This is a genomic window from Rhizobium sp. 10N427, from assembly GCF_056394605.1.
Genome location: NZ_JBFTID010000007.1, coordinates 89525 through 112254 on the forward strand (window position 1 = coordinate 89525; position 22730 = coordinate 112254).

General features: G+C 62.8%; 19 protein-coding genes. 11 read left to right on the forward strand and 8 right to left on the reverse strand.

Annotation, left to right across the window (positions count from 1 at the left end; all coding sequences use genetic code 11):
- The first annotated feature begins 45 nt into the window (after positions 1-45).
- The gene (locus AC1DIJ_RS16700) at positions 46-1266 is read left to right on the forward strand and encodes an MFS transporter (RefSeq protein WP_477831482.1); all 1221 of its coding nucleotides are present in this window, start codon (positions 46-48) and stop codon (positions 1264-1266) included.
- Here AC1DIJ_RS16700 and dgcA read toward each other — a convergent pair.
- A complete protein-coding gene (gene dgcA, locus AC1DIJ_RS16705; protein ID WP_112387215.1) occupies positions 1218-2201 on the reverse strand; it encodes an N-acetyl-D-Glu racemase DgcA in 984 nt (327 codons plus the stop codon). The two genes, AC1DIJ_RS16700 and dgcA, sit on opposite strands and share 49 nt — an antisense overlap.
- Before the next feature lie 84 nt (positions 2202-2285).
- Here dgcA and AC1DIJ_RS16710 point away from each other — a divergent pair, with 84 nt between their 5' ends.
- The 5 genes from AC1DIJ_RS16710 (at position 2286) to AC1DIJ_RS16730 (ending at position 7105) form a co-directional block, all read left to right on the forward strand.
- Positions 2286-3467 (forward strand): MlaE family lipid ABC transporter permease subunit, encoded by a 1182-nt coding sequence (locus AC1DIJ_RS16710; protein ID WP_112387476.1) that lies wholly within the window; start codon positions 2286-2288, stop codon positions 3465-3467.
- Positions 3468-3476: 9 nt separating this feature from the next.
- On the forward strand, positions 3477-4325 hold the full coding sequence (locus tag AC1DIJ_RS16715) for an ABC transporter ATP-binding protein (RefSeq protein ID WP_112387477.1): 849 nt from the start codon (positions 3477-3479) through the stop codon (positions 4323-4325).
- A 9-nt stretch (positions 4326-4334) separates the two neighbouring features.
- Positions 4335-5705, forward strand: coding sequence for an MlaD family protein (locus AC1DIJ_RS16720; RefSeq protein WP_112387216.1), 1371 nt, complete (start codon positions 4335-4337; stop codon positions 5703-5705).
- A 32-nt stretch (positions 5706-5737) separates the two neighbouring features.
- Positions 5738-6352 (forward strand): ABC-type transport auxiliary lipoprotein family protein, encoded by a 615-nt coding sequence (locus AC1DIJ_RS16725; RefSeq protein ID WP_112387217.1) that lies wholly within the window; start codon positions 5738-5740, stop codon positions 6350-6352.
- 99 nt (positions 6353-6451) lie between these two features.
- Positions 6452-7105, forward strand: a complete 654-nt coding sequence (locus AC1DIJ_RS16730) for a glutathione S-transferase family protein (RefSeq protein ID WP_112387218.1) — start codon at positions 6452-6454, stop codon at positions 7103-7105.
- 3 nt (positions 7106-7108) lie between these two features.
- Here AC1DIJ_RS16730 and AC1DIJ_RS16735 read toward each other — a convergent pair whose 3' ends face one another.
- Together AC1DIJ_RS16735 and AC1DIJ_RS16740 are read right to left on the reverse strand one after the other, a co-directional pair.
- Positions 7109-7972: a D-alanyl-D-alanine carboxypeptidase family protein gene (locus AC1DIJ_RS16735; RefSeq protein ID WP_112387219.1), complete on the reverse strand. Its 864-nt coding sequence runs from the start codon at positions 7970-7972 to the stop codon at positions 7109-7111.
- Positions 7973-8215: 243 nt separating this feature from the next.
- Positions 8216-14641: an apolipoprotein A-IV repeat region-like domain-containing protein gene (locus tag AC1DIJ_RS16740; protein ID WP_112387220.1), complete on the reverse strand. Its 6426-nt coding sequence runs from the start codon at positions 14639-14641 to the stop codon at positions 8216-8218.
- Positions 14642-15105: 464 nt separating this feature from the next.
- Between AC1DIJ_RS16740 and AC1DIJ_RS16745 the strand changes: the two genes are divergently transcribed.
- Positions 15106-15474, forward strand: a complete 369-nt coding sequence (locus AC1DIJ_RS16745) for an Hpt domain-containing protein (protein ID WP_112387221.1) — start codon at positions 15106-15108, stop codon at positions 15472-15474.
- 228 nt (positions 15475-15702) lie between these two features.
- The gene (locus AC1DIJ_RS16750) at positions 15703-16023 is read left to right on the forward strand and encodes a 2Fe-2S iron-sulfur cluster-binding protein (RefSeq protein WP_112387222.1); all 321 of its coding nucleotides are present in this window, start codon (positions 15703-15705) and stop codon (positions 16021-16023) included.
- A gap of 285 nt (positions 16024-16308) precedes the next feature.
- On the opposite strand, the gene AC1DIJ_RS16755 is transcribed toward AC1DIJ_RS16750, so the two are convergent.
- The gene (locus AC1DIJ_RS16755; RefSeq protein ID WP_112387223.1) at positions 16309-16935 is read right to left on the reverse strand and encodes a DUF922 domain-containing protein; all 627 of its coding nucleotides are present in this window, start codon (positions 16933-16935) and stop codon (positions 16309-16311) included.
- A 100-nt stretch (positions 16936-17035) separates the two neighbouring features.
- Here AC1DIJ_RS16755 and folP point away from each other — a divergent pair, with 100 nt between their 5' ends.
- The 3 genes from folP to folK are packed head-to-tail and all read left to right on the forward strand — an operon-like array spanning position 17036 to position 18781.
- A complete protein-coding gene (gene folP, locus AC1DIJ_RS16760; RefSeq protein WP_112387224.1) occupies positions 17036-17905 on the forward strand; it encodes a dihydropteroate synthase in 870 nt (289 codons plus the stop codon).
- Positions 17902-18273: a dihydroneopterin aldolase gene (gene folB, locus AC1DIJ_RS16765; protein ID WP_112387225.1), complete on the forward strand. Its 372-nt coding sequence runs from the start codon at positions 17902-17904 to the stop codon at positions 18271-18273. The genes folP and folB overlap by 4 nt, the downstream gene beginning before the upstream one ends.
- Entirely contained in the window at positions 18263-18781 is a 519-nt protein-coding gene (gene folK / locus AC1DIJ_RS16770; protein ID WP_477831483.1) for a 2-amino-4-hydroxy-6-hydroxymethyldihydropteridine diphosphokinase, read from the forward strand. Before folB ends, folK begins: the two co-directional genes overlap by 11 nt.
- A gap of 54 nt (positions 18782-18835) precedes the next feature.
- Here the strand turns inward: folK and AC1DIJ_RS16775 are convergent, their stop codons facing one another.
- The 4 genes from AC1DIJ_RS16775 to AC1DIJ_RS16790 all read right to left on the reverse strand — a co-directional run bounded on the left by AC1DIJ_RS16775 (position 18836) and on the right by AC1DIJ_RS16790 (position 22722).
- A complete protein-coding gene (locus AC1DIJ_RS16775; protein WP_112387226.1) occupies positions 18836-19384 on the reverse strand; it encodes a hypothetical protein in 549 nt (182 codons plus the stop codon).
- A gap of 212 nt (positions 19385-19596) precedes the next feature.
- Positions 19597-20679 (reverse strand): TIGR01620 family protein, encoded by a 1083-nt coding sequence (locus AC1DIJ_RS16780; protein WP_112387227.1) that lies wholly within the window; start codon positions 20677-20679, stop codon positions 19597-19599.
- Positions 20676-22151 carry a YcjX family protein gene (locus tag AC1DIJ_RS16785; RefSeq protein ID WP_112387479.1) on the reverse strand — a complete coding sequence of 492 codons (1476 nt, stop codon included), beginning with the start codon at positions 22149-22151 and terminating at the stop codon, positions 20676-20678. Before AC1DIJ_RS16785 ends, AC1DIJ_RS16780 begins: the two co-directional genes overlap by 4 nt.
- Before the next feature lie 76 nt (positions 22152-22227).
- On the reverse strand, positions 22228-22722 hold the full coding sequence (locus AC1DIJ_RS16790; RefSeq protein ID WP_112387228.1) for a SixA phosphatase family protein: 495 nt from the start codon (positions 22720-22722) through the stop codon (positions 22228-22230).
- Positions 22723-22730: the final 8 nt, after the last annotated feature.

The window sequence follows — 22730 nt, forward strand, 5'->3', positions numbered from 1 at the left end:
CTAGGTTGATGTGTTAGGCAGCGCACAGTTTCCTGCAGGTCCACCATGATTCCCGCCCAGAATGCCTCTGTCGATGAGGGGGCTCCGCCGCGTTTCCGGCTGCTCAGCGCCCTGTCTTACTGCGCCCCGCTGATCGTCAACGGTGTCGCGCTTCCATTCTTCCCTGTCTGGCTTGCGGTTCACAAATTCACCGATCACGAGATCGGCGTCATCCTTGCCGTGCCGATGGTCGTGCGCGTCCTCGTGGCGCCGGTTGTGGCGATGTATGCCGACCGGATGAAGGAGCGCGCCGACGTGCTCCTATGGTCTGGCGGGTTGTCGCTGCTGACGGCGATCGCACTTTACTGGACGACGAGCTTCTGGCCGGTGCTGATCGTGTATAGCGTCCAGGGCGCCACCTTTGCGCCCTATGTGCCGATCGTCGAATCGATCGTCATTTCGGGCGTCCGGCGCTGGGGGCTGGATTACGGATCGATGCGCGTCTGGGGATCGATCGCCTTCATCGTCTCGACGATGATCGGCGGCGAAATGATCGGCTTGTGGGGTGGCGATATGGTGCTGCCGGTCATGATCTTTGGCTTTGCGATGACCATGGCGATGGCGATCTACTGTCCGCGTATCGGCCCGACGCGGCGCCGCAATACGCCTGTCGATCTGCAGCAGGCAACAGGCAGCTCGCTGCGTCAGCCGCATCTGTTGGTGCTGCTCTGGGGCGTGGCGATCCAGCAGTCCAGCCACGCGCTGCTCTATGCCTTCGCATCGATCTATTGGCATCAGCTTGGCTTTACCGGCACGCAGGTCGGTATTCTCTGGAGTGCCGGCGTGGCCTCCGAGGTGCTGGTGTTCTTCGTCTCGAAGYATCTCAGCCGCCGCTTCAATGCCTGGACTCTGATCCGCTTCGGCTGCGCCATGTGCATCTGCCGCTGGATCCTGTTCCCGATGCACTGGGACTTTACAGGCTTCTTCTTCCTGCAATGTTTCCATTCCTGCACCTACGCCTTCGTGCATACGGGCGTGCAGCGGCGGATCGTGGCTTCGGTGCAGGCGACGCAGGAATCCTCGGCGCAGGGCGCCTATTTCTTTTACAACGGCATGTTCCTGGGCCTGATGACGCTCGCTTCAGGCTATCTGTATGCCTGGCTCGGCCTCGCCAGCTACTACGTCATGGCGCTGGTTGCGGCGATCGGCATGGCGCTGGTGTTCGTCGCCTATTACCTTCAGCCCCAGAGCTCTTTGTCCGGCGGGAAGACGAGGGAAGCTTCGTAGCGCAGGCCGGGCTCGCGATCCCTGGCGAGCAGCAAAGGTCCGTCGAGATCGACGAATTCGGCGTCCTGCGCCAGCAGCACCGCCGGCGCCATGGCGAGCGATGTGCCGACCATGCAGCCGAGCATGATCTGGAAGCCCAGTCGCTGCGCTTCGCGCTTCATCGCCAAGGCTTCCGTCAGGCCGCCGGTCTTGTCGAGCTTGATGTTGATCGCGTCGTAACGGTCGCGGAGGCTGGCGAGATCGCCAGTGTGATGGACGCTCTCGTCGGCGCAGACGATGACAGGCCGCTTGATCACCGCGAGCATCTCGTCCTTGCCGGCCGGTAGTGGCTGTTCGACGAGCGCGATATTCATTTCAGCGGAGATCCGCAGATGGTGCTCCAGAGCCGCTTCGGGCCAGCCTTCATTCGCGTCGAGGACGATCATGCTGTTCGGGGCTGCGGCGCGAACAGCGCGGATGCGGCTTTCGTCATCGCCGGTGCCGACCTTGACTTTCAGCAGCGTGCGTCCGGCATGTTCCCGTGCCTGTGCCGCCATCACCTCGGGCTCGCCGAGCGATATCGTATACGCGGTCGTCAGCGGCTTTGCCGCCGCAAGGCCGATGTTGGCCGCGACGGTGGCACCGGTCAGCTTGGCCTCCAGATCCCAAAGGGCGCAATCGACGGCGTTGCGGGCAGCACCGGGCGCCATCGCCGACTGCAGGTCATCTCTTGAAATACCGGCCTCGATCAACGGCCGTGCCGCTTCGATCTGTGCCTCGACACTTTCCATCGTCTCGCCGTAGCGTCGATAGGGCACGCATTCGCCCCAACCGATTCTGCCATTTTCCCTCAGCGTGACGCTGATCACCTCCGCGGAGGTCTTTGCGCCGCGCGATATCGTGAAAGTGCCCGCGATCGGGAATGAATTCATTTGGATTTCGAGGGACCGTGGCATATTTGCAATCCTGAAAGCATGGAAATTCTGCGGGTCTTGGGTATATTAACCCGCCGGGCGTGAGCAATGCTTCGCGAGTCGGCAATGTCGCCGCAAGCCCTGAAAGACACAAGCATTTTGAAGCCCGAGCCCAGCAAAGCCGCCTCACTCCACGTGGACGACCAAGCCAACGGCTCCGGGCGATTGGTGCGTCTCGAAGGCAATTGGCGCAGCGGCAACATCCACACCGTTCTCAAGGATTTCGAAGCGCTGTCTCGCGGTAACGGCGATCTGACGCTCGATCTTTCCGATGTCACCGATATCGATACTGCCGGTGTCTGGCTGCTGGTGCGGCTGAAGCTCGAAGAGGAGGCCGCCGGCCGCCAGGTGCATTTCGAGGGCACCAACCAGCACATCGACGAGATGATCGAGGAATTCTCGCAGCGGCCGGAAAAGCAGGAAGCGGAACCAGCGAAGAAGCGATCGCTCGCCGAGAGGATTTTTGCGCCTATCGGCAAGATGGCCTACGATCTGTGGGATAATTTTGCGGCAGCGATGTACATCCTCGGCTCCGCGGTGCGCGGCGCGCAGATGAAGTTTGGCCGCGGCAGCGGCGTTTCGCCGGCCTCGATCGTCAACCAGATCGATCATATGGGTGTTCGGGCCGTGCCGATCATCCTGCTTATGTCGTTCCTGATCGGCGCGATCATCGCACAGCAGGGCGCTTTCCAGCTTCGCTATTTCGGCGCCGAGGTCTTCGTGGTCGATCTCGTCGGCATTCTGCAGCTTCGTGAAATCGGCGTGCTCCTGACGGCGATCATGATCGCCGGCCGCTCGGGCAGCGCGATCACCGCCGAAATCGGCTCAATGAAGATGCGCGAAGAGGTCGATGCGCTGAAGGTCATGGGCCTCAATCCGGTCGGCGTGCTGATCTTTCCGCGTCTGGTGGCGCTGACCGTTGCGCTGCCACTGCTGACCGTGCTCGCCAATTTCGCGTCGCTTCTTGGCGCCGCGACTGTTACCTGGGCCTATTCCGGCATCACCTTCGCCACCTTCACGTCGCGCCTCCACGAGGCGGTGACGCTGTCCACCGTGCTTGCCGGGATGATCAAGGCGCCGTTCATGGCGCTGGTTATCGGCATTGTCGCCGCCGTCGAAGGGCTTAAGGTCGGCGGCAGTGCCGAATCGCTGGGCCAGCATGTGACGGCTGCGGTCGTTAAGGCGATTTTCGTTGTCATCCTCATGGACGGGCTTTTCGCCATCTTCTATGCGGCCATTAATTTCTAGGGTTTGAGCGTGAACGAGCAACAGACGGAAACGGGCGGAGAAAAGGAGCGGGACATCGTGCTTTCGGCACGCGATGTCACGGTCGGATTCGGCTCGAAGATCGTGCTCGACAAGCTGAACCTCGATATCTACCGCGGCGAGATCCTCGGCTTCGTCGGCGCCTCCGGTACCGGCAAGTCGGTGCTGATGCGCACGATCCTGCGTCTCTTGCCGCGCCGTTCCGGCTCGATCGAGATCCTCGGGCAGAATTTCGACGAGCTGAACGAGAGCGAGCGCAATTCGCTCGACATGCGCCTCGGCGTTCTCTTCCAGCAGGGTGCGCTGTTCTCGTCGCTGACGGTCAAGGAGAACATCCAGGTTCCGATGCGCGAATATCTGGATCTGCCGAAGTCATTGATGGACGAGCTGGCGCATCTGAAGATCAAGCTGGTGGGTCTGGCTGCCGACGCGGCCGACAAGTATCCGTCCGAACTCTCTGGCGGCATGATCAAGCGCGCGGCGCTTGCCCGTGCCTTGGCGCTTGATCCGGACCTCGTTTTTCTCGACGAGCCGACATCGGGTCTCGATCCGATCGGTGCCGCCGAATTCGACGATCTCATTGCCAGGCTGCGCGATACGCTGGGTCTCACCGTCTACATGGTGACCCACGATCTCGACAGCCTGTTTTCCGTCTGCGACCGTATTGCCGTGCTTGGAAAGAAGCGGGTAATGGTGGAAGGGACGATCGACGATATGCTGGCCTACGATGATCCGTGGGTTCAGTCCTATTTCAAGGGCAAGCGCGCACGCTCGATCGTGCCGCAGGAAGAGACTGCCGGCGCCTCGCGCGCGGGCAGTCACGACAGCCGCGGGAAGTGACCGGAGACGATGGAAACCAAAGCGAACTATACGATTGTCGGCATCTTCACCGTTCTGGTGATCGCAGCGGCGTTCGGCTTCGTCTACTGGATGGCGGAATATGGCCGCAGCGGCCCGATGGCCGAGCTTGTCGTGCGTATTCCGGGATCGGCAAACGGTCTCAGCGTCGGTTCGCCGGTGCGCTTCAACGGTATTCAGGTGGGATCGGTGAAGTCGCTGTCGATCGATGCCGACGATCCGCAATATTCACTGGCCTTCACCGAGGTGCGCGTCGATGCGCCGATCTACCCGTCCACCAAGGCGATCCTTGAAATCCAGGGTCTGACCGGTGCTGCCTATATCGAAATGTCGGGCGGCAAGGTGGGTGAAGAGAACATTCTCCAGAAGTCGATCGATTCAGGCAAGCGGGCGGTGATCGTCGCCGACCAGTCGAGCGTGACCAACCTGCTCGCCACTGCCGACAAGATCCTCGACCGCGCCAATGACGCCGTCGGCCAGGTTCAGGGCTTCGTGCAGGATGCGCGCGGGCCGCTGACCAAGACGCTGCAGAATGCCGAGACCTTCTCCGATGCGCTCGCCAAGAACTCCGGCAATATCGACAGCTTCCTGCAGAGCGTCGGGCAACTTTCCGAGACGGTTCGCAACGTTTCCGGCAAGGTGGATTCGACATTGGCTGCCGTCGAGGCGCTGGTGAAGGCCGTCGATGCCAAGAAGATCGATACGATCCTCGCCAATGCCGAGAAGGTCAGCAAGGACATTGCCGACGCATCTGGCGGTCTGAAGGGAGCGATCGACAAGTTCGACCAGACTGCAACGACCTTCAACGATGTCGGCAAGAAGGCGCAGTCGGCACTTGATCGCGTCGATACGCTGGTGGCGCAGATCGACCCGCAGAAGCTGAAGGGCTCGGTCGACGATATCTCGCAGGCGACCAAGGACGCGCGCGTTGCCGTCGCTTCGATCCGCGATGTGGCCAATACCGTCTCGTCGCATCAGAAGGACATCAACCAGACGATCCAGGACGTCTCGCAGATGGCGAATAAGCTGAACTCGGCTTCGACGCGCGTCGACGGCATCCTGATCAAGCTCGACGCGCTGCTCGGCACCGACAATTCGCAGTCGCTGTTTGCCGAAGCACGCGACACGCTGGAATCCTTCAAGAAGGTCGCCGACAATCTGAATGCCCGTATCGGGCCGATCGCCGACAATCTGCAGAAGTTCTCGAGCGGCGGGCTGCGCGACGTGCAGTCGCTGGTCAACGATACGCGCAACACGGTGCAGAACCTCAACGACGCGATCAGCAATTTCGACAGAAACCCGCAGCGCCTGATCTTCGGTGGCGATACGGTGAAGCAGACCGACGGCCGCTCGCGCCGTTGATTTCGATAAGAGAAAAGCAGGGGAAGCATAATATGGCCGTATCGCATCTGTTGGCGCGCCGTTCATTGCTGGCGAGAGCAGCCTTCACGCTGCCGCTGGTGGCGCTGACCCTTGCCGGTTGCGGCACGGGCGCCAAGAACGACACCTACGATCTGTCTGCGGCCGTCGGCAGCGGTGCCGGTCCGGCCGCCAAGCGCAGCCAGATCCTGGTGCCGGAGCCAACGGCGCTGGCAGCGCTGAACAGCGAGCAGATCGTCGTTCGCGTATCACCGTCCGAGATCCAGTATCTGGCCCGCTCGCAATGGAGCGACAAGCTGCCACGCATGGTGCAGTCGAAGCTGGTCGAGGCCTATGAGAATTCCGGCAAGTTCGGCGGCGTCGGCAAGCCCGGCCAGGGACTGGCGATTGACTATCAGGTCGTGACCGATATTCGCGCCTTTGAGATCGACAGCAGCAAGGGCAGCCAGGCGGTGGTCGAGATCTCCGCGAAGATCCTCAACGATCGCAACGGCACGGTGCGCGCCCAGAAGGTGTTCCGGGCTGCTGCTCCGGCTGGAGGTGCAGCCGAGGGCATGATTAAGTCGCTCGACCGGTCCTTCTCGGCAGTAACAACCGAGATCGTCGACTGGACGCTGCAGTCCATCTGACATCGGATATCGGCGGGCGAGCGAGAAAAATCACCTGCCGGTGTCGGAACATGACGTGCCGGGACGTCCTTTGCTAAGGAGATAGCAAGGAGACAGACAATGACCGGCCTCGTCCTCACCACCTTCGACTGGGTTCCCGATCTTCCGCGCGGCTACGTGCGCGATATCCGCGTGCGCTGGGCGCTGGAGGAGGCGGGATTGCCCTACCGCGTCGCGGGCATCCCCTTTGCAAAGCGCGATGCGCAGCATTTCGCGCATCAGCCATTCGGCCAGGTGCCGTGGCTGACCGATGGCGATCTCTCGATCTTCGAAAGTGGCGCGATCCTGCTGCATCTCGGCAGCAAGAGCGAAGCGCTGATGCCCGGTGACGCGAAGGGCCGCAGCGCGGCGCTGGAGTGGCTGTTTGCGGCGCTCAATTCCGTCGAGGCGGCAAGCCTGCCCTGGACGATCATGATCTTCTCCGGGCAGGATGGCGATACGCCGGCCTGGAAAAACCTGGATTCCTTCCTGAAGGCCAGACTGAAGCATATGGAGCCGGTGCTTGCCGCGCGCGAATGGCTGGCCGGGCAGTTTTCCGTTGCCGATATCCTGATGGCGGATGTGCTGCGCCTCGTCGATCGTTTCGACGGGTTGGCGGCCTTTCCGGCCTGCCGCGCCTATGTCCAGCGCGCGACGGCGCGGCCGGCTTTCGCGAAGGCCCATGCGGACCAACTCGCACATTTCGCGGCTGCCGATGTGAAGCAGCCGGCCTAGCGATCAGTTCGCGGGAACGGCGGCGGTGGCTGCCGCCGGATCGGCCGAGGCTGTCGCCGCGGCGGGAGCGCCGATCAATGCAGCGTCCAGCATGGCGACCATCTTGTCGTCGCGGATCGCTGCGGTCTTTTCGCCCATGACAACGCCGACGACATGGCGGCCGTCCTTGTTGACCGAGGTCACGACGTTATAGCCGGATGCATCCGTATAGCCGGTCTTGATGCCATCGGCGCCCTGATAGCGATACATGACATTGTTGTGGCCGCGCAGCTTCATGCCGCGGAACTGGAAGCCGCGCATCGAGAACATCTTGAACTCTTCCGGATAGTCGCGGATCAGCGCGGCGCCGAGCGTCGCCATGTCGCGCGCCGTCGTCATCTGTTCCGGATCGGGCAGGCCGGACGGGTTCTTGAAGGTGGTGTTGGTCATGCCGAGCTGGTGGGCCTTGGCGGTCATCAGCTTGCCGAAGGCATCTTCCGAACCGCCGAGCTGTTCGGCGATCGCCACCGCCGCATCATTCGCCGAGAGAACGATGATGCCCTCGACGGCTTCGCGCACCGTAACCTTGCGGCCGGCGCCGACGGCGAGCTTGAAGGGCTCCTTGCTCTCGGCATTCTCGGACATCGTGAGCTTCTGATCCCAGCCGAGGCGGCCGGCATGCATGGCTTCGAATGCCAGGTAGAGCGTCATCATCTTGGTCAGCGACGCCGGGTAGTTCAGCTCGTCCTGATTGGCACTTGCCAGCACCTGGCCCGTCTGCGCGTCGATCAGGAAACTCGCCTGTCCGGCCGAGGATGTCGAGGAGAGGCCGAGGAACAGGGAGGCGGAGAACGCTGCGGAGAGAAGCAGCGGCATGGTCTTTGGCATCGAATGTGGTCTCTTCAAAAACGGCGGCAGCGCGTTGGCAACCTGAATAGGGTCGTGACGGAGTGACGTTGTCTGGCCACCGGATTGAGCAAATCTACGGCATTATGACAAGCGTGTCTTGCTTATAAGCCCGGATTTGCGGCGGCCGTTTGTCTCACTTTGCCGTGAGGCGCTTCATGCCGAATGAAAAAAGGGCCGCTGATGAAGCGGCCCTTTGCGTAGCGAAGTCCGAGTTTTCTTCCGTTAGGTCAGGCGGCCCGCGGCGTGGGCCAGCATGGTGTAGACCTTGCCGGTATCGGACGTCAGATAGGACTGGGTGATCGTCCGGTCGCGGTCGCTGCGGGCAACGTCCGCAAGCAGCTTTTCGAAGTCGGCGATGTAGCGATCGACGGCGGTGCGGAATTCCGGCTCGCGGTCATACTTGCGCTTGATCTCATCGAAGGTCTGCTGGCCCTTCAGCGTGTAGAGGCGGCGCGTGAAGACGTCGCGCTCGCCGCGCTGGTAACGGCGCCAGAGATCGACCGAGGCGTCATGATCGATGGCGCGGGCGATATCGACCGAGAGCGAGTTCAAGGATTCGACGACGTGACGCGGATTGCGGCTGTCGGCGGCGCGCTGCTGTGCCGGAGCGGCTGCTTCGGCGCGCGGTGCTGCCGAACGGGCAGGTGCTTCCTCGGTATCCTCGTCACGCGAGGCGCCACGCAGCAGATCGCTGATCCAGCCACCGGATTCCTGGCGGGCAGGCGTAGCAGCTACGGGTGCGGGCGCAACGGGAGCAGCACGCTGCGGCGCTGCCGCCGGTGCCGGAGCGATGGTGCCGCGAAGTGCGAAGCCATCTTCGATCTGCGGACGGGGTGCCGGAGCAGCCACAGGCTGCGGGGCCGGCTGTGCAGCAACGACGGGCGCTGCAACAGGGGACGGAGCAGGTGCCGGCGGAGCCTGGCGCGGCGCGGGAGCCGGGGCCGGTTGGGCGGCGCGCGGCGCCGGTTCGGAGACTTCGAACTGCTGCACCGAGCGGCCGACGATATGCGAGATATCCTGCAGCGCCTTGATCTGTTCGGCGACGGCGCGGCGCATGGCGGCAGCGCTTTCCTTGGCTTCCTCTGGAAGATCGAAGGCACCGCGCTTCAGCTCGCTGCGGGTCATGTCGAGTTCCTTGCGGATATCGCCAGCCGAGCGGCGGATTTCTTCCGTCGCACCCGAGAAGCGGGCAACCGCCTCGTCAACGGCTTCGCGCAGCGATTCACGCAGCTGCTGGGCAGCGCCATCCGAGGCGCGGCCTGCTTCGCCGAGCATGCGTTCAACATCTGAAAGGGAAGCCGTCAGGCCGCCGCGGAGACGGTTGGCAAGCTCGCTGGAGCGGCGTTCGGCATTGCCGAAGGTGCCGTCGATCGTGGCATTGGCTTCTTCGCCGGCCTTGACGATCGAGCTGCGCATGGCCTCGGCGGCTTCTTCGGCACGCTTCTCGGTGTCGGAGAGCACGCGGCCGATATCGGCGAAGGAAGACTGCACGCTCTGGCGCAGATTTCCGCTGACCTGATTGGAGCGCTGTTCGGCGCGCTCGAAGGCGCCTTCGACCATGGTGCCAAGCGCACGCATCGTCTTTTCGATTTCTTCCGAACGCTGCACGAGACCGATCGACAGGCTCTGGAGAGCGCCTTCGCGCTCTTCGAGGGTCGAAACGAGGTTCGACTGGGCGGCACCCAGCAGACCGGAGGCCTGCGTCAGAACCTTGGAGTGTTCGTCGAAGCGGCCGATGATCGAGCCGACCTGGGCGAGCGTCTGTCCTGAGATATCCGACAGGCGATCGACCTTGCCTTCGAGAAGGCGGGTGGAGGCGGAGACCATTTCGGCAGCCTTGGCAGCCGAGTCCGTGAAGCGCGAGGTCGTATCGCCGAGGCGGCCGTCGACATCGGTCAGATCCTGGGCGGCGCGGTTCATCATCAGGGCCATCGAGGCGCTGTTATCAGAGAGGCGCTCGATCAGCGAATTGACGTTGGCAAGCAGGCTGGTCTCGATGGCGTTGACGGCCGTCGAGGCGCTTTCCGTGCGAGCGGCAATGGCGTTGGCGAGAGCGGCATTTTCGGCACGCAGGCGATCGGCGCTCTGCTCGGCAGCAGCGGCGATGCGGGCAGCGGCTTCGTGGCCGGTTTCGGCATAGCGCTCGATCATCGGGCGGGCGGTCTCGTCGATGAGGCGCGAGAGCTCCGAGGAGCGGCCGGCCAGCATCGAGTTCAGTTCGCGGGTGCGCTCGTCGAGCGTTGCACGGATCGAGGTGCCGCGGGCTTCGAGAGCCTTCTCGACATCGGTCAGCGACGCGTCGATTTCGCGGGCACGATCTTCGAGACCGGTGCGGATCGCCGTGCTGCGGGCTTCGAGCGCACGGTCGACATTCGACATGGTGCTGGCGATGCCTTCGCTGGCGCTGGTGATCGTCGTGCGGATGGCGTCGCCGCGGGTCTCGAGCGACGACTGGGCGTCGGAGAGAGCCTGCGAGATGGCGTTGACCTGGCCGCTGACCAGGGTCTCGGCTTCGGCAACCTTGTTGACGATGGCGTTGCCGGCTTCGGAGAAGGTCTGGGCGACCGCAGCGGCCTGGCCTGCGAGGCGGTTCTGCGCCTCGGAAACGCGGCCGACGATCTGCTCGGAACGCTCGTCCATGGAGCGGGCGAACTCGCCGGTCTTGTTGTCCAGCGTTTCCGTGAACTGCTGGCCAGTGCGGCCCATCAGGTCGGCGGTGCGCTGTGCTTCGGCATCCATGCCCTGTGCGGCATCGGCAACGGCGTTGCGCAGCGTCGAGGCGAGGCCGGCAGCCTTGCCTTCGATTGTCTGGTTGACGGCGTCGAGACCCATGGTCAGCGCCCGGTCCATGGTGGACAGGCGTTCGCCGAGACGTTCACCGCCGCGGTCCATGGTGTCGCCGAGATTGGCGGTGCGCTCGTCGATCGACGACGAAAGCGTCGCCGTGCGCTCATCGAGCGAAGAGGTCAGGCTCGCCGTGCGATCATCGAGGGACGAGGCGAGGCGGGCGGTGCGCTCATCGAGCGCGGAGGAGAGATGCGTGGTGCGCTCATCGAGTGCTGTCGTCAGGCTTGCGGAGCTCGCCGCAAGCGAGGCGTTCATCTGCGATGCGCGGCCATCGAGGCTCGCAGCGAGGCTGGAGGCCTGCGCCTCGATCGAGGACGAAAGGCTGCGAGCGCGCTCTTCAAGCGTCGAAGCGAGGTTGGCGGTGCGATCGTCGATCGCGCCGGTCAGCGTGTCGCTGGTGCTTTCGAGAACCGTGGTGACGCGGAAGGCCGCATCATCGCCGAGTTCGCGCAGCTGGTTGATGCTGTCGGAGAGCGTTTCGGAGAGACGTGCACCGGCTGAATCCACCTGTTCGGCAACGCCGCCGACGCCGTCGCGGATGCGGTTTTCGAGCGCCGTCAGGCCGGCCTCGACACGCGAGCCGGTTTCGGCAAAGCGTTCGGTCATGCCGCCGACGGAATGGTCGAGATGGGTCGAGAAGGTTTCGGCCGTACGGGAAATCTCGGCCGCAGCACCTTGGAAGCGCTCGGCGATCTGGCCGGCGCCTTCGCGCAGACGCTCGTCGAGTGCGCGGGAGCTGTTGTCGATCGTCTGGCGCAGCGAGGCTTCGTGATCTTCGAGCGACATTTCCAGCATGCTGGCGCTGGCGGCGACAGAGGCGCTGATCGTCGTTGCCTGCTCCGACAGCGTATCGCTGATCTGCGCATGGGCTTCGCCGAGCGCCAGGCTGATGGCGTTGGTGCGGTCTTCGAGCGTCGAGCGGATGCGGTCATGCGCCGATGCCAGGCCACCCTCGATGCGGTCGGCGGCTTCGCCGGTCAATGTCCGCAGGCGCTGCGCAGCATCGCCGGTGACGGCTTCGATGCGATCGGCAGCTTCTCCCGTCAGCGACTGCATGCGGGCAGCGGCATCACCGGTAACGGCCTCGATACGATCGGCCGCTTCGCCGGTGAGCGTCTGCAGGCGCGCGGCTGCATCGCCGGTGACGGTCTCGATACGGTCGCTGTTGCTCGACAGGGAAGAGTGCAGTGCGGCCGCGTGGTCGCTCAGCGAGCGTTCGAGGCGTTCCTGGCTGTCGATGTAGGCGCTGCGGATGGCTTCCGACTTGTCGGCGAAGGCACCGGCAACGCGGGCTTCGGCGCCGGCAACTGTATCCAGCATCGCATTGGCGCGGGCCTCCAGGGCGCTGTCGAAGCGGCTCTGGCTGTCATCCAGCGAAATCGCCATTGCCATCGTCTTCTCGTCGAGCGAGTCCGACAGACGGTCATGATGACCTGCCATAGCATCGACGAGCGCATTGCTGCGTTCGGACATGGTGTTCTCAAAGCGCTCCTGAGCGGAGTCGAGCGAGATGGCAAGTGCCATTGTGCGTTCGTCGAGAGCGTCAGCGACACGGTCGTGGTGACCTGACAGCGTGCTTTCCAGAGCGTTGGCGCGTTCGGCCATGGCGCTGTCGATGCGTTCATGGGCGGAATCCAGGGCCGTGGTGATCGCTGCGGCGCGCTCGGAGATGACAGTGTTCAGGTCGTCGGCGCGGCCGAAGGCCGAGGTAATCTGCTCGGTACCCGAGGAGACCGCTGCCGTCAGTTCCGATGTCGTCGACAGCAGCGTGTCGCGGAATTCGGTCGAGCGGGCCTGAAGATTGTTATGCAGTTCCGAAGTGCCTGCTGCCAGTGCCAACGAGATTTCGCCGGTGGCGTTGTGGAGGGCAGACGACAGGGCTGCTGTGCGGTCGGCAAGGCCGGCATGCAGTTCGGACGTGCCGGTGGCCAGCGCGTTGGTGATCTCGCCGGTAGCGCCCTGCAGCGCTGCGGAGAATTCACTGGTGCGGCCTGCGAGGCTGCCGTGGAAATCGGCCATGCCTGCTGCCAGCGCTTCGTTGACTTCACCAGAGGCGCTCTTCAGCGTCTGGTTGATTTCCTTGGTGCGGGCGGCCAGCGCTTCGGAAATCTCATCGACCTTGCTGCCGAGCGAGCTTTCGAGAACTTCCTGGCCGGTGCCGAATGCCGTTGCCAGCGCGAAGGACTGGTCGGTCAGCGATGCGCCGAGACGCTCGATGCTCGAGGTCAGGATGCCATCCAGCGATTCCGAACCGCCAGCCAGCGTTTCGTTGATGCGGGCGAGACTTTCCATCAGCTTGGTGTCGAGAGAACCCGCGCGCTTGTCGAAAGCGGTGGCGAATTCTGCGACGCGTTCGTCGAAAGCTGTGGACATCTGCGCGACCGTGCTCTGCAGGCGCTCTTCGAAGAAGCCCGAACGCAGGTCGAGATCCATGATCGCGTCGTCGGCGCTGGACTGCAGGCTCTGGCGGAAGCTCTGGCCACGCTCGTCAAGAGCGCTGTTGAGCTTGGCAAGCACGCCATCCAGCGAGCCGGTGATCTCGCGTTCGCTGCCGGTCAGCGTCTCGTTGATCTCGCGGGTGCGGGCAATCAGGATTTCGTTCAGCTGGCGGGCGCGGTCGTTGAGCGCGGCGTTCAACTTCTCGGCGCTGCTGTCCATGGTGGAAGCGCGCGTCTCGAACTGGCTGAGCAGGTGCTCGCCGCGTTCGCTGAGGCTCGAAGTCAGCGTGTCCAGGCGGGTGTCGAATTCATGGGCTAGCGCAAAGCCCGACGAGGTCAGGGTCTGCAGCAGGGAATCGGTCTTGGCGGCCAGCAGCGAGCCGAGCGACTGGATGGCGGCTTCCGACTTTTCGGTGAGCGTCGCAGCGCGCGTGTCGATCATCGAGGCGAAGGCTTCGCCTGAGGTCGACAGGCGGACGGCGATTTCTTCCGTCGCCAGCGACAGGTCTTCCTTCAGCTGGTCGTGAACGCCAACGATCGAGCTGCGAATGCGCTCGGCGTGATTGACGATCGCTTCGCGTTCGGAGCCGAGTTCGTGGACGAGACCGCGCACGCGCAGTTCGTTATCGGCGTAGCTGCGCTCAAGCGCGTTCACTTCAGAATGGACGAGGGTTTCCAGCTCGGAGGCGCGCGCAATGGTACGCTCGATGCCTTCGTTCATGGCGGAGACTTCGCGGCGTACGGCCTGACCGACGGTCATGATGCGCTCGGAGGCGATCGTTTCCGGTTCGGAGAGGCGCAGCGCCACTTCGGCCATGGAGCGGGCGGCGTTGCGCATGTCCTGGGCACGCGAAATCATGATCGCGAAAGCGTAGAACAGCAGAACAGGTATGATGATGCCGACGATGCCGGCGATCACGCCAGGCAGGCCGACCAGATCGGCGACCGAACGGATCTGCCAGATCTGCGGCGAATAGAGCAGGGACATCAGACCGATGCCGCCGACAATCCAGATCAGCGAAAACAGGGTGGCGTTGCGCACGGCGACGCGCGTCGAGCTGCCGTCGAGCGACTTCAGAAGCGAAGCGGGCGTGTTGCGGTTGGCATCGTTTGCCGGGGCAAAGGCCGGAGCGCGGGGTGCCTGATGCTCTGCACCCTTTGAGCGGCCGCGGCGGCGCTGGCTGTCGTCCTGGTCCTGCTGATTACGCGCAGATGGGTTCTCAGACACATTGGCCTCCGGGGCGTCGGGCGTTTTGCCGCTGCGAGACGGCGCTTTCTGCTGGCTGAAATCGATCTGGAGCGCCTCGTCCAATGCCTTGAACGCTTTGTCCTCGATCGACTCGTTGTACTTGTTGTTCGCCATTCCGTTACGCCTCGTTACATCTCAGCCGGTTCAGCCGCTGGTCCGGACATCGCCGCGTCCGGACGTCAACCTTTTGCCTCTGACCTTCCCATCCAAGACGACGGACGGATAAGCATGTCATTTCAGAGTGGATAGCCGCTTTTTCAAACGGACGGTATCAAAACATTACCATTATCCACTTGGCCCGCAAAGGCGCGTAGCACAAACCCACTGTACCAGTATCGTAGTGACACATCCGGGCTTCGTAGACAATTAACGAAGGCTTGCTAATCACCTTCCGTTAATGGGTTGTTAACATGATTTAACGGCAGAGCCTGTTGAAAAACCAATAATTTAGCGATGTTTAACGGATATTAACCATAGCGCCAGAATCCCGCCCTCAATGTGCCGGAATTTAACGCGATCGCCACTCTCCAGCCGCACTGTAGAGTTCAACCGCGGGGATAAAGACGGGAGTTTGGCACATGGCAGCAGTCAGTATCGCGTTCGAAGCGCCGGATAATTCGAAGGGGCCGTGCCCCTCCAAGGTCCGTCCGATCGACCTGGTGCATCTTGCAAAGCAGACGATGGGCGACAAGGCCCTCGAAATCGAGGTCCTCCAGATGTTCGCGCGCCAGGCACGCGCGTGTCTCGGAGAGATCGCCTCCGGAGAGGCGCAGAAGATCGTCGCAGCCGCGCACCGGCTGAAGGGCGCCGCAAGCGCTGTCGGTGCTTTCCGGGTGTCGGAGACGGCCGAAACGCTTGAGTTCAATGCCGGTGACGCTGCATCGATGGCAGCCGTCGGTGCTGCTGTCGTCGAGGCCGAGAATTTCATCCTGAAGCTGAGCCGTTAAGAGCCAGGCATCAGTCGCAAAGCTGGACCCGCTGCATCATTCCGGAACAGGCATGTCTGTTTCCGATGAGCAGCGGGTCTTTTTGTGACCACCGGCATGCCGCAATCAAGCAAGCCTGTCGCTTTTAAGTGTGGGATGACACTGCCGGGGCTGTCGATGTTGACTGCCTCGCAGATTTGTTGGAAGAAAAATTCTGATCCTCCCTCAATACGGTTACCGGAAATCACAATGCCCAAACTGACCATTGTCGCCTTCGACGGCACGCGCTTTGACCTTGACGTCGATCAGGGTTCCACCGTCATGGAAAATGCCGTGCGCAATTCCGTCCCGGGCATCGAAGCCGAATGCGGCGGCGCCTGCGCCTGCGCTACCTGTCATGTCTATATCGACGAAGAATGGGTCGAACGCGTCGGTCCGCCCGAAGCGATGGAAGAAGACATGCTGGACTTCGCCTTCGACGTCCGCCCGACTTCGCGCCTCTCCTGTCAGATCCGCATGAAGGCTGTGCTGGATGGACTGACGGTTCACGTACCGGAACGCCAGGCCTGATCTCGCCAAAAAAAGCCTCGCGCGCCGGATGACGAGCGAGGCGAGGCGGGCGCATAACCATCGGACGAGGGAGGACCGTCCGCGGCTTGGAACGCGCCAGGAGAACCCAGCGACGGAAAGATCAGGTAGTTCAGTCCTGAACTTTCGAATGTGTTCATATTAGCGCGCCTCAGTTGAGTCGCCTATCGCTAATTTTCACCATTGAGAGGCTGGGGAGGACGCAAGTTTCGCACAGGTTTCGTTGTGCAGCTAACGATCTTGCGTCGTATCTTGCCCGCAAATGCGCTAGTTTTTGCCGCCGGATGATTTGAGTCGGTTGTTGAGCAGTCGCATCATCCGATTCTGGAAATTGACCGCCTCGACCTTGTCGAAGCGCGCCTGAAGGCGGTCGTGCTCGTCTATTCCGCGAGTGGATTCTTCCGATACCAACTCCTGCATTGCCTCGCAGTTGCGCTGTGCGGGAAGCGCAAGAATGCCGCGCTCCATGGCGCGTGCCTGTGTTCTGGCGATTTCGGCGTGGCGCTCTTCGTGGCGCTTGATATCGCTCGATAGCGCATCCCAGATCATCGACAGGTCCTTCGTCGCGCCCTTGCGGTTACGCCAGCGCGGCAGGATGATCTGAGTATGGACGGTGACCTTGGCGCTGCCGACCTTGCAGCGTCCGTCGTGCTGGACATAGGTGGCTTCTCCGCCGAAGCGGATCTTGGTGGCGCCGGGGTGGCGGGCGGATGAACCGTTGGCCGTCGGGCCGCGTGTGCTGAGCTGCTGGTCGAGCTCGTCGGCGGTTTTGCCGCGGATGTCGAAATAGGAATAGCTCTTCGTGGCGACCACTTCGGCCGACGCTGAGGTGCAAAGGGCAATCGTCATGGAAAAAGCAAGGAGAAGACGCATATTCGGCGATGCGGAAGGCATTCTAGACGGTGACCCATGTTGAAGTTTGGCGGAGCTTGGGGCATAGCCACCGCGAGCGCAATAGGCGCAGGATTTTTTATTATCAATAGGATAAACGCCGGTGAGTGAGCTTCAGGTCAGCCGATGGCGGGTCGCCCATGACCGCGAGTTGGCGCTCGGCGCAACGAGCGTGATCATGGCGATCGTCAACGTGACGCCGGACTCGTTTTCCGATGGCGGGAAGTACGATCACGCCGATGCGGCCGTCGCGCACGCGCTGGCGGCGGTGGCCGAAGGTGCTGAGATCATCGACATCGGCGGCGAGTCGACGCGGCCGGGTGCTGCCAAGGTCGATGCGGCCGAGGAGCAGCGGCGCGTGCTACCCGTCATCGAGGCGCTGCGCGGCAAGACCGAGGTGCTGATTTCTGTCGATACCTACCGGGCGGAGACCGCAAGGCTCGCCATCCAAGCAGGCGCCCATATCGTCAACGACGTGTTCGGGCTGCAGAAGGATCTGGCGATGCCCGGCGTTGTTGCGAAGGCGAATGCCGGCGTGTGCATCATGCATACGGGCCGCGAGCGCGAGAAGCTGCCCGATATGGTCGCCGACCAGGCAGTGTTCCTGGAGCGGTCGCTGGCACTGGCAAGCGAGGCCGGGATTGCCAACGAGCAGATCGTTCTCGATCCAGGCTTCGGTTTCGCCAAGGAAACGGCGGACGAGAATTTCGAGTTGATGGCGCGGTTTGCGGAGCTGTCGCGCTTCGGCTTTCCGTTGCTCGCTGGGACCTCGCGCAAGCGCTTCATCGGCGCTGTGACCGGCCGGGATGCCGCGGATCGCGATGCGGCGACGGCGGCCAGCAGCGCGCTGCTCAGATTGGCGGGGGCTGCGGTTTTCCGGGTCCACAATGTCGCAATCAACAGGGATGCGCTGGCTGTTGCCGATGCTATGCTGGCGGCACGCCGAAATTACGAAGGACGCCGGGGCCAATGACTATGAAATATACGATCCTGATGCAGAACTGTGCGTTCTTCGCGCGCCATGGCGTGCATGACGAGGAAGAGTTCCTCGGACAGCGCTTCTTCGTCGATGCCGAACTCGACGTGACTGCCGGCAAGGCGCTGGAAAGCGACTCGATCGAGGATACCGTCAATTACGGTATCGCCTTCACTGTCATCGAGGAGATCGTCGTCGGCAAGCGGCGCTATCTGATCGAGGCGCTGGCGCTCGATATCGCCAAGGGGCTCTGTGAGCGCTTTCACCAGATCACCCGGGCGAAGATCACGGTGCGCAAGCCGAGTGCGCCGGTTCCAGGCGTGCTTGATTTCGTTCAGGTGAGCGTCGAACACTTTGCACACTGATCCTTTCAAGGCGGCCACGCTCGGTCTCGGCGGCAATATCGGCGATCCCGTGCGCTCTATGGCCTCGGCATTGCAGCACCTCGATATGCGGGACGATTGCCGGGTGATAGCGGTGTCCAGGCTTTACCGGACGCCGCCCTGGGGCAAGACCGATCAATCCTTCTTCTTCAATGCCTGCGCAGGAGTCGAGACGTCTCTGGCGCCGGAGGCACTGCTTGATGTCTGTCTTGAGATCGAGCGGGAGATGAAGCGCGAGCGGATCGAGCGCTGGGGGCCGCGCACGCTGGATATTGACGTCCTGACCTACGAAGGTGTCGAGCAGGAAGCGCCGCGGCTGGAGCTACCGCATCCACGCATGACGGATCGCGGCTTCGTGCTGATGCCGCTTGCTGATTTCGCGGGAGATCTTCTGGTGAAGGGGCGGACGGTTCGGGATTGGCTCGCTACTGCCGATGTGCAGGGCATCGAAATCGCTGATGCCAGCTTCGAGTGGTGGCGGAAGCCTTGAAACGAAAAGCGGCGGAAAATCCGCCGCCTGGGTGTGTCCTGAGGATGATCTGTCTTACTGGACCGAGCCGACCGTCATCTCGTCCAGCTGACGGGTGAGGGTGAGGCCGATCACCGGGATCATGCGGTCTTCGACCTTGACCGAGACGGTGACGTTCATCGTCTTGTCATCGCGGATGCGGGCAATCATCGCGCCATTCAGCTTCGAGCGGTTGAGACCAACGACGACGGTATCCGGGGTAACGGTACCGGATACAACGTCCAGACCCTTGCCGGCGGCGCCATCCAGGAACTGTCCCTTGTAGCTGCTGCCCGACTGGGTGATCGTCGCGGTCATCGGCTGTTTGAAGACGCCGACGCGGCAGGAGCCGTCAAGCTTTATACCGGTGCCATCTGTAACCGAGGAACCGACCAGGTTGCAGGTGAACTTCGTGCCCTTGTATTTGCCGGCGACGATTTCGCCCGGTCCACGCCAGGATCCGGCCACCGATTCGAAGAAGGCCTTATCGCGTGTCGCAGCGGTTGCTGCAGGAGTGACGTCAGCCATCGGCGACAGAGCCACGGCGGCCAGGCCGCAGACGAAAAGAAGCTTGCGCAAATACATGGATTTTCCTTGGCACACCTACCCGCTACTGCCTTGGAGTTTTGCCGAATAATGGTTAATGGTTGGTTTCCGGGATGGCGAAAGGCTCTGGAAGACCAGCATTTTCGGCGTCTGGACAGCCTTCAACCTGGGTAGCTACGCCTATGAAAAATATAGGTTTCCTGATTGCTTCCGTTGCGTCAGGCGACGTGGCTGAGAAAAACCCTTGGGGATCACTTCTGCTGGTCGCGGCCCGATATCGAAGGCGTGAGATCGCCGATGAAATCGCTGATTCCCGGCCGCTTCAGGGCGTGAAATGCCAGCGGGCGGCAGAGATCCATGGCGGCGATTCCGATGCGGGCGGTCATCAGGCCGTTGATGACACCTTCGCCAAGGCGCGCTGACAGCTTCGACGCCAGTCCATGGCCGAGAACCTGCTGCACCAGACTGTCGCCAACGGCGATCGAGCCGGTCACCGCGAGATGGGCAAGGACGTCGCGCATCAGCCTGACCATGCCGAGCGTGCCCGGCCGCCCGCCATAGAGCTCCGCCATGGCGCGGATCAGCCGCGATGCCTCATACAGCACGTAGAGCAGGTCAACGATGGCGCGCGGGCTGACAGCGGTGACGATCGAGACGCGCTTCGAGGAATTGACGATCAATGCACGCGCCTGACGGTCGAGCGGTCCGAGCAGCTCGCGTTCGGCAAGCGCCACCAGATGCGGGGCGTCGATGATGTCGTTTTCGGAGGCCTTCAGCGTGGCGCGGCCCTTGGCTGTCTCGGGCTTTGCCGAAAGCATTGCCGCCAGCCGGTTGACGAGACTGCGCGCCTTGGCCGGCCTGGTTTCCAGAATGGCCGCCTCGGCCTCGGCCTTGATCGTCTGGACGGCGGCGAGCCGCATCATGCCCGCGGTCTCGCGGATGACGATACCGATCACGGCAAGGATGCCGATCGCAAGCGCGGTAAGGGCGGCGTAGCCCAGCCAGTCGGCGCGGGAAAAGAGGTCGCGGATCAGGCTGTCGGTCCAGAGACCGAAGGCGAGCGACAAAAGCACGCCGAACGCCGCTCCGGCGATTTTCGCGAAGGATGTGCGGCGTCTGCGCGGCATTGCGACCGGAAGCGGCGCAGCATCCTTGTCGGGGTTGATGAAGGGATCATCCTCATCCGGTGTCAGGACGACGTCGGCCTCGAAGCTGGACGGCTTGCGGCGCTGCACCGGCACGGCGGTTTCCAGCGCGCGAGGCTCGTCTTCGTAAACAAAGGCTGCAGGTTTGCGCGTATTGCCAGCGGCATTTTCTGGATTGGACTTGCTCATGCGAGGCGGTCTCCAAACAGGAACTGCATGGCGCGGTCGAGGCGGATATGCGGCACCGAGAGCTTGATGCCGCCACCGGTTTCCTCGAGCTGCGGTGGCCTGAAGCGGACGACGTTGACATCCGGGAGGTGGATATCTCCCGCATTGGATTCAATGGCTGCGAACAGGCTTTCGGGGTTCTCGGGCAGGTCTCCGGGGAAGATAGCGGTCTTGCGGATGCCGTCGAAACGCTCGCCGCCGATCGTCTCGCCATCGATCGGCGTGCCGACGATCACAGGCAGGTCGTGTCCGTCGCGCCTGACGGTCGCCTCGCGGGTGGCGCGCACCGAGGCAAGCGCCATGACGTCGATGCCCGCGCCGGCCATGCCGATGCGGTGGACGGCGCGTTCGACGAGGCGCCGCGTCAGGGCGTCCAGCCGGTCGTGGCTTTCGTGATGCAGGTGGTCGGCCTTGGTGGCGGCGACCAGCACCCGGTCAATACGGCGGCCGAGAAGCGAGGAGAGGAGCGAGTTGGTTCCCGGGCGGAAGCAGGCCAGCACGTCTGTCAACGCCCGTTCGAGATCCTGCACGGCTTCGGGGCCGCGGTTGATTGCCTGCAGCGCATCGACAAGCACGATCTGGCGGTCGAGACGGGCAAAGTGCTCGCGGAAGAACGGTTTGACGACGACCGATTTGTAGGCCTCGTAGCGCCGCTCCATCATCGCCCAGAGCGAGCCCTTTTCGGCCCGGCCTTCGGGCGGCGGGAGCAGCGGCGCGAAGGTCAGTGCCGGTGAGCCGTCGAGATCGCCCGGCAGGAGGAAACGGCCGGGTGGCAACGTCGAGAGCGAACGTTCGTCGGCCTTGCAGGCCTTCAGATAGGCGGCAAAGGACGTTGCGAGGTCTCGGGCCTGCATCTCATCGGCCGCCGCGTGAAGATCGGCTGCCTGTGTCAGCTCGAGCCAGGTCTTCGAGAGTTCGGCGCGGATGCCGGTGCGGGCGAGCGCCAGGGTATCCTCGCTGAAAGTCCGGAAATCCTTGGCGAGCAGCGGCAGGTCGAGCAGCCATTCGCCCGGATAGTCGACGATATCGATCGACAGGCGCCCTGGCGAAAACATGCGGTTCCAGCCGCTGGCGCTCTGATAGTCGATGGTGACCCGCAGTTCTGAGATGGCGCGGGTGGAATCCGGCCAGACGCGATCCTTCACCAGCGCGCGGATGTGATCTTCGTACTGAAAGCGCGGAACGCCGTCATCAGGCTGCTCTTCGAGGCGTATCGCCGAAACGCGGCCCGATTGCACCGGTTCGAACAGCGGCAGGCGGCCGCCATGCAGGAGGTTATGGACCAGGGAGGAGATGAAGACCGTCTTGCCGGAACGGGATAGACCGGTGACGCCGAGACGGACGGTCGGATTGACCAGACCCGTGGCGCGGTCGGTGAGGTTATCGAGTGCGATGCGGGCATCGTCAGCGAAGGAGGTCAAGCTTGGCGGCAAGGCGGTGTCCCGGTTGTCATTGCTCAAGCATATAGGATGGCGAGGCCGCCGGAAAAAGAACCGGCATGCAACCGCGTCAGCCGCTCAGAAATTCACGCAGCTTCCAGGCGGCGGCCGCTGCGTCGAAATCCAGAACCGCAAGGCCGCCGGCGGGAAAGCCGCCGGGCAGGGCGCGCAGCAGCTGTTCGTGGCCGATCAGCGCCTCCAGCGTCTGCTCGATCGTCGGATTATGGCCGACCAGCATCACCGCATTGCTTTCCTGCGTATCGAGGAGCTCGAGATAGACATTTGGGGCAGCGTTATAGAGTTCGTCGATATAGCGCAGCTCCAGCGATAGCCCCATGGCGCGGTGAACAGCATCGGCCGTCTGGCGGCAGCGCTTCGCCGTTGAGCTCAGGATAATGTCCGGACGGTAGCCCTTGTCCGCTGCGCGGTCGGCGAGGATCTCGGCATCGCCGTATCCCTTTTCGCTCAGGGCGCGGTCGAAATCGCGTTCTCCGGGCTGCGCCCAGGCGGCTTCGGCATGCCGCAACAGGTAGATTCGCGAAGGCGTATGCAAGGTTGCGGCCATAGAAAAAT

Coding starts and splice junctions, on each gene's coding strand:
- AC1DIJ_RS16790 (WP_112387228.1), bottom strand. CDS start 22,722: ATGGCCGCAACCTTGCATACGCCTTCGCGAATCTACCTGTTGCGGCAT.
- AC1DIJ_RS16745 (WP_112387221.1), top strand. CDS start 15,106: ATGGCAGCAGTCAGTATCGCGTTCGAAGCGCCGGATAATTCGAAGGGG.
- AC1DIJ_RS16750 (WP_112387222.1), top strand. CDS start 15,703: ATGCCCAAACTGACCATTGTCGCCTTCGACGGCACGCGCTTTGACCTT.
- AC1DIJ_RS16780 (WP_112387227.1), bottom strand. CDS start 20,679: ATGAGCAAGTCCAATCCAGAAAATGCCGCTGGCAATACGCGCAAACCT.
- AC1DIJ_RS16775 (WP_112387226.1), bottom strand. CDS start 19,384: ATGTATTTGCGCAAGCTTCTTTTCGTCTGCGGCCTGGCCGCCGTGGCT.
- AC1DIJ_RS16725 (WP_112387217.1), top strand. CDS start 5,738: ATGGCCGTATCGCATCTGTTGGCGCGCCGTTCATTGCTGGCGAGAGCA.
- AC1DIJ_RS16710 (WP_112387476.1), top strand. CDS start 2,286: ATGTCGCCGCAAGCCCTGAAAGACACAAGCATTTTGAAGCCCGAGCCC.
- AC1DIJ_RS16735 (WP_112387219.1), bottom strand. CDS start 7,972: ATGCCAAAGACCATGCCGCTGCTTCTCTCCGCAGCGTTCTCCGCCTCC.
- AC1DIJ_RS16755 (WP_112387223.1), bottom strand. CDS start 16,935: ATGCCTTCCGCATCGCCGAATATGCGTCTTCTCCTTGCTTTTTCCATG.
- AC1DIJ_RS16730 (WP_112387218.1), top strand. CDS start 6,452: ATGACCGGCCTCGTCCTCACCACCTTCGACTGGGTTCCCGATCTTCCG.
- AC1DIJ_RS16720 (WP_112387216.1), top strand. CDS start 4,335: ATGGAAACCAAAGCGAACTATACGATTGTCGGCATCTTCACCGTTCTG.
- dgcA (WP_112387215.1), bottom strand. CDS start 2,201: ATGCCACGGTCCCTCGAAATCCAAATGAATTCATTCCCGATCGCGGGC.
- AC1DIJ_RS16740 (WP_112387220.1), bottom strand. CDS start 14,641: ATGGCGAACAACAAGTACAACGAGTCGATCGAGGACAAAGCGTTCAAG.
- folB (WP_112387225.1), top strand. CDS start 17,902: ATGACTATGAAATATACGATCCTGATGCAGAACTGTGCGTTCTTCGCG.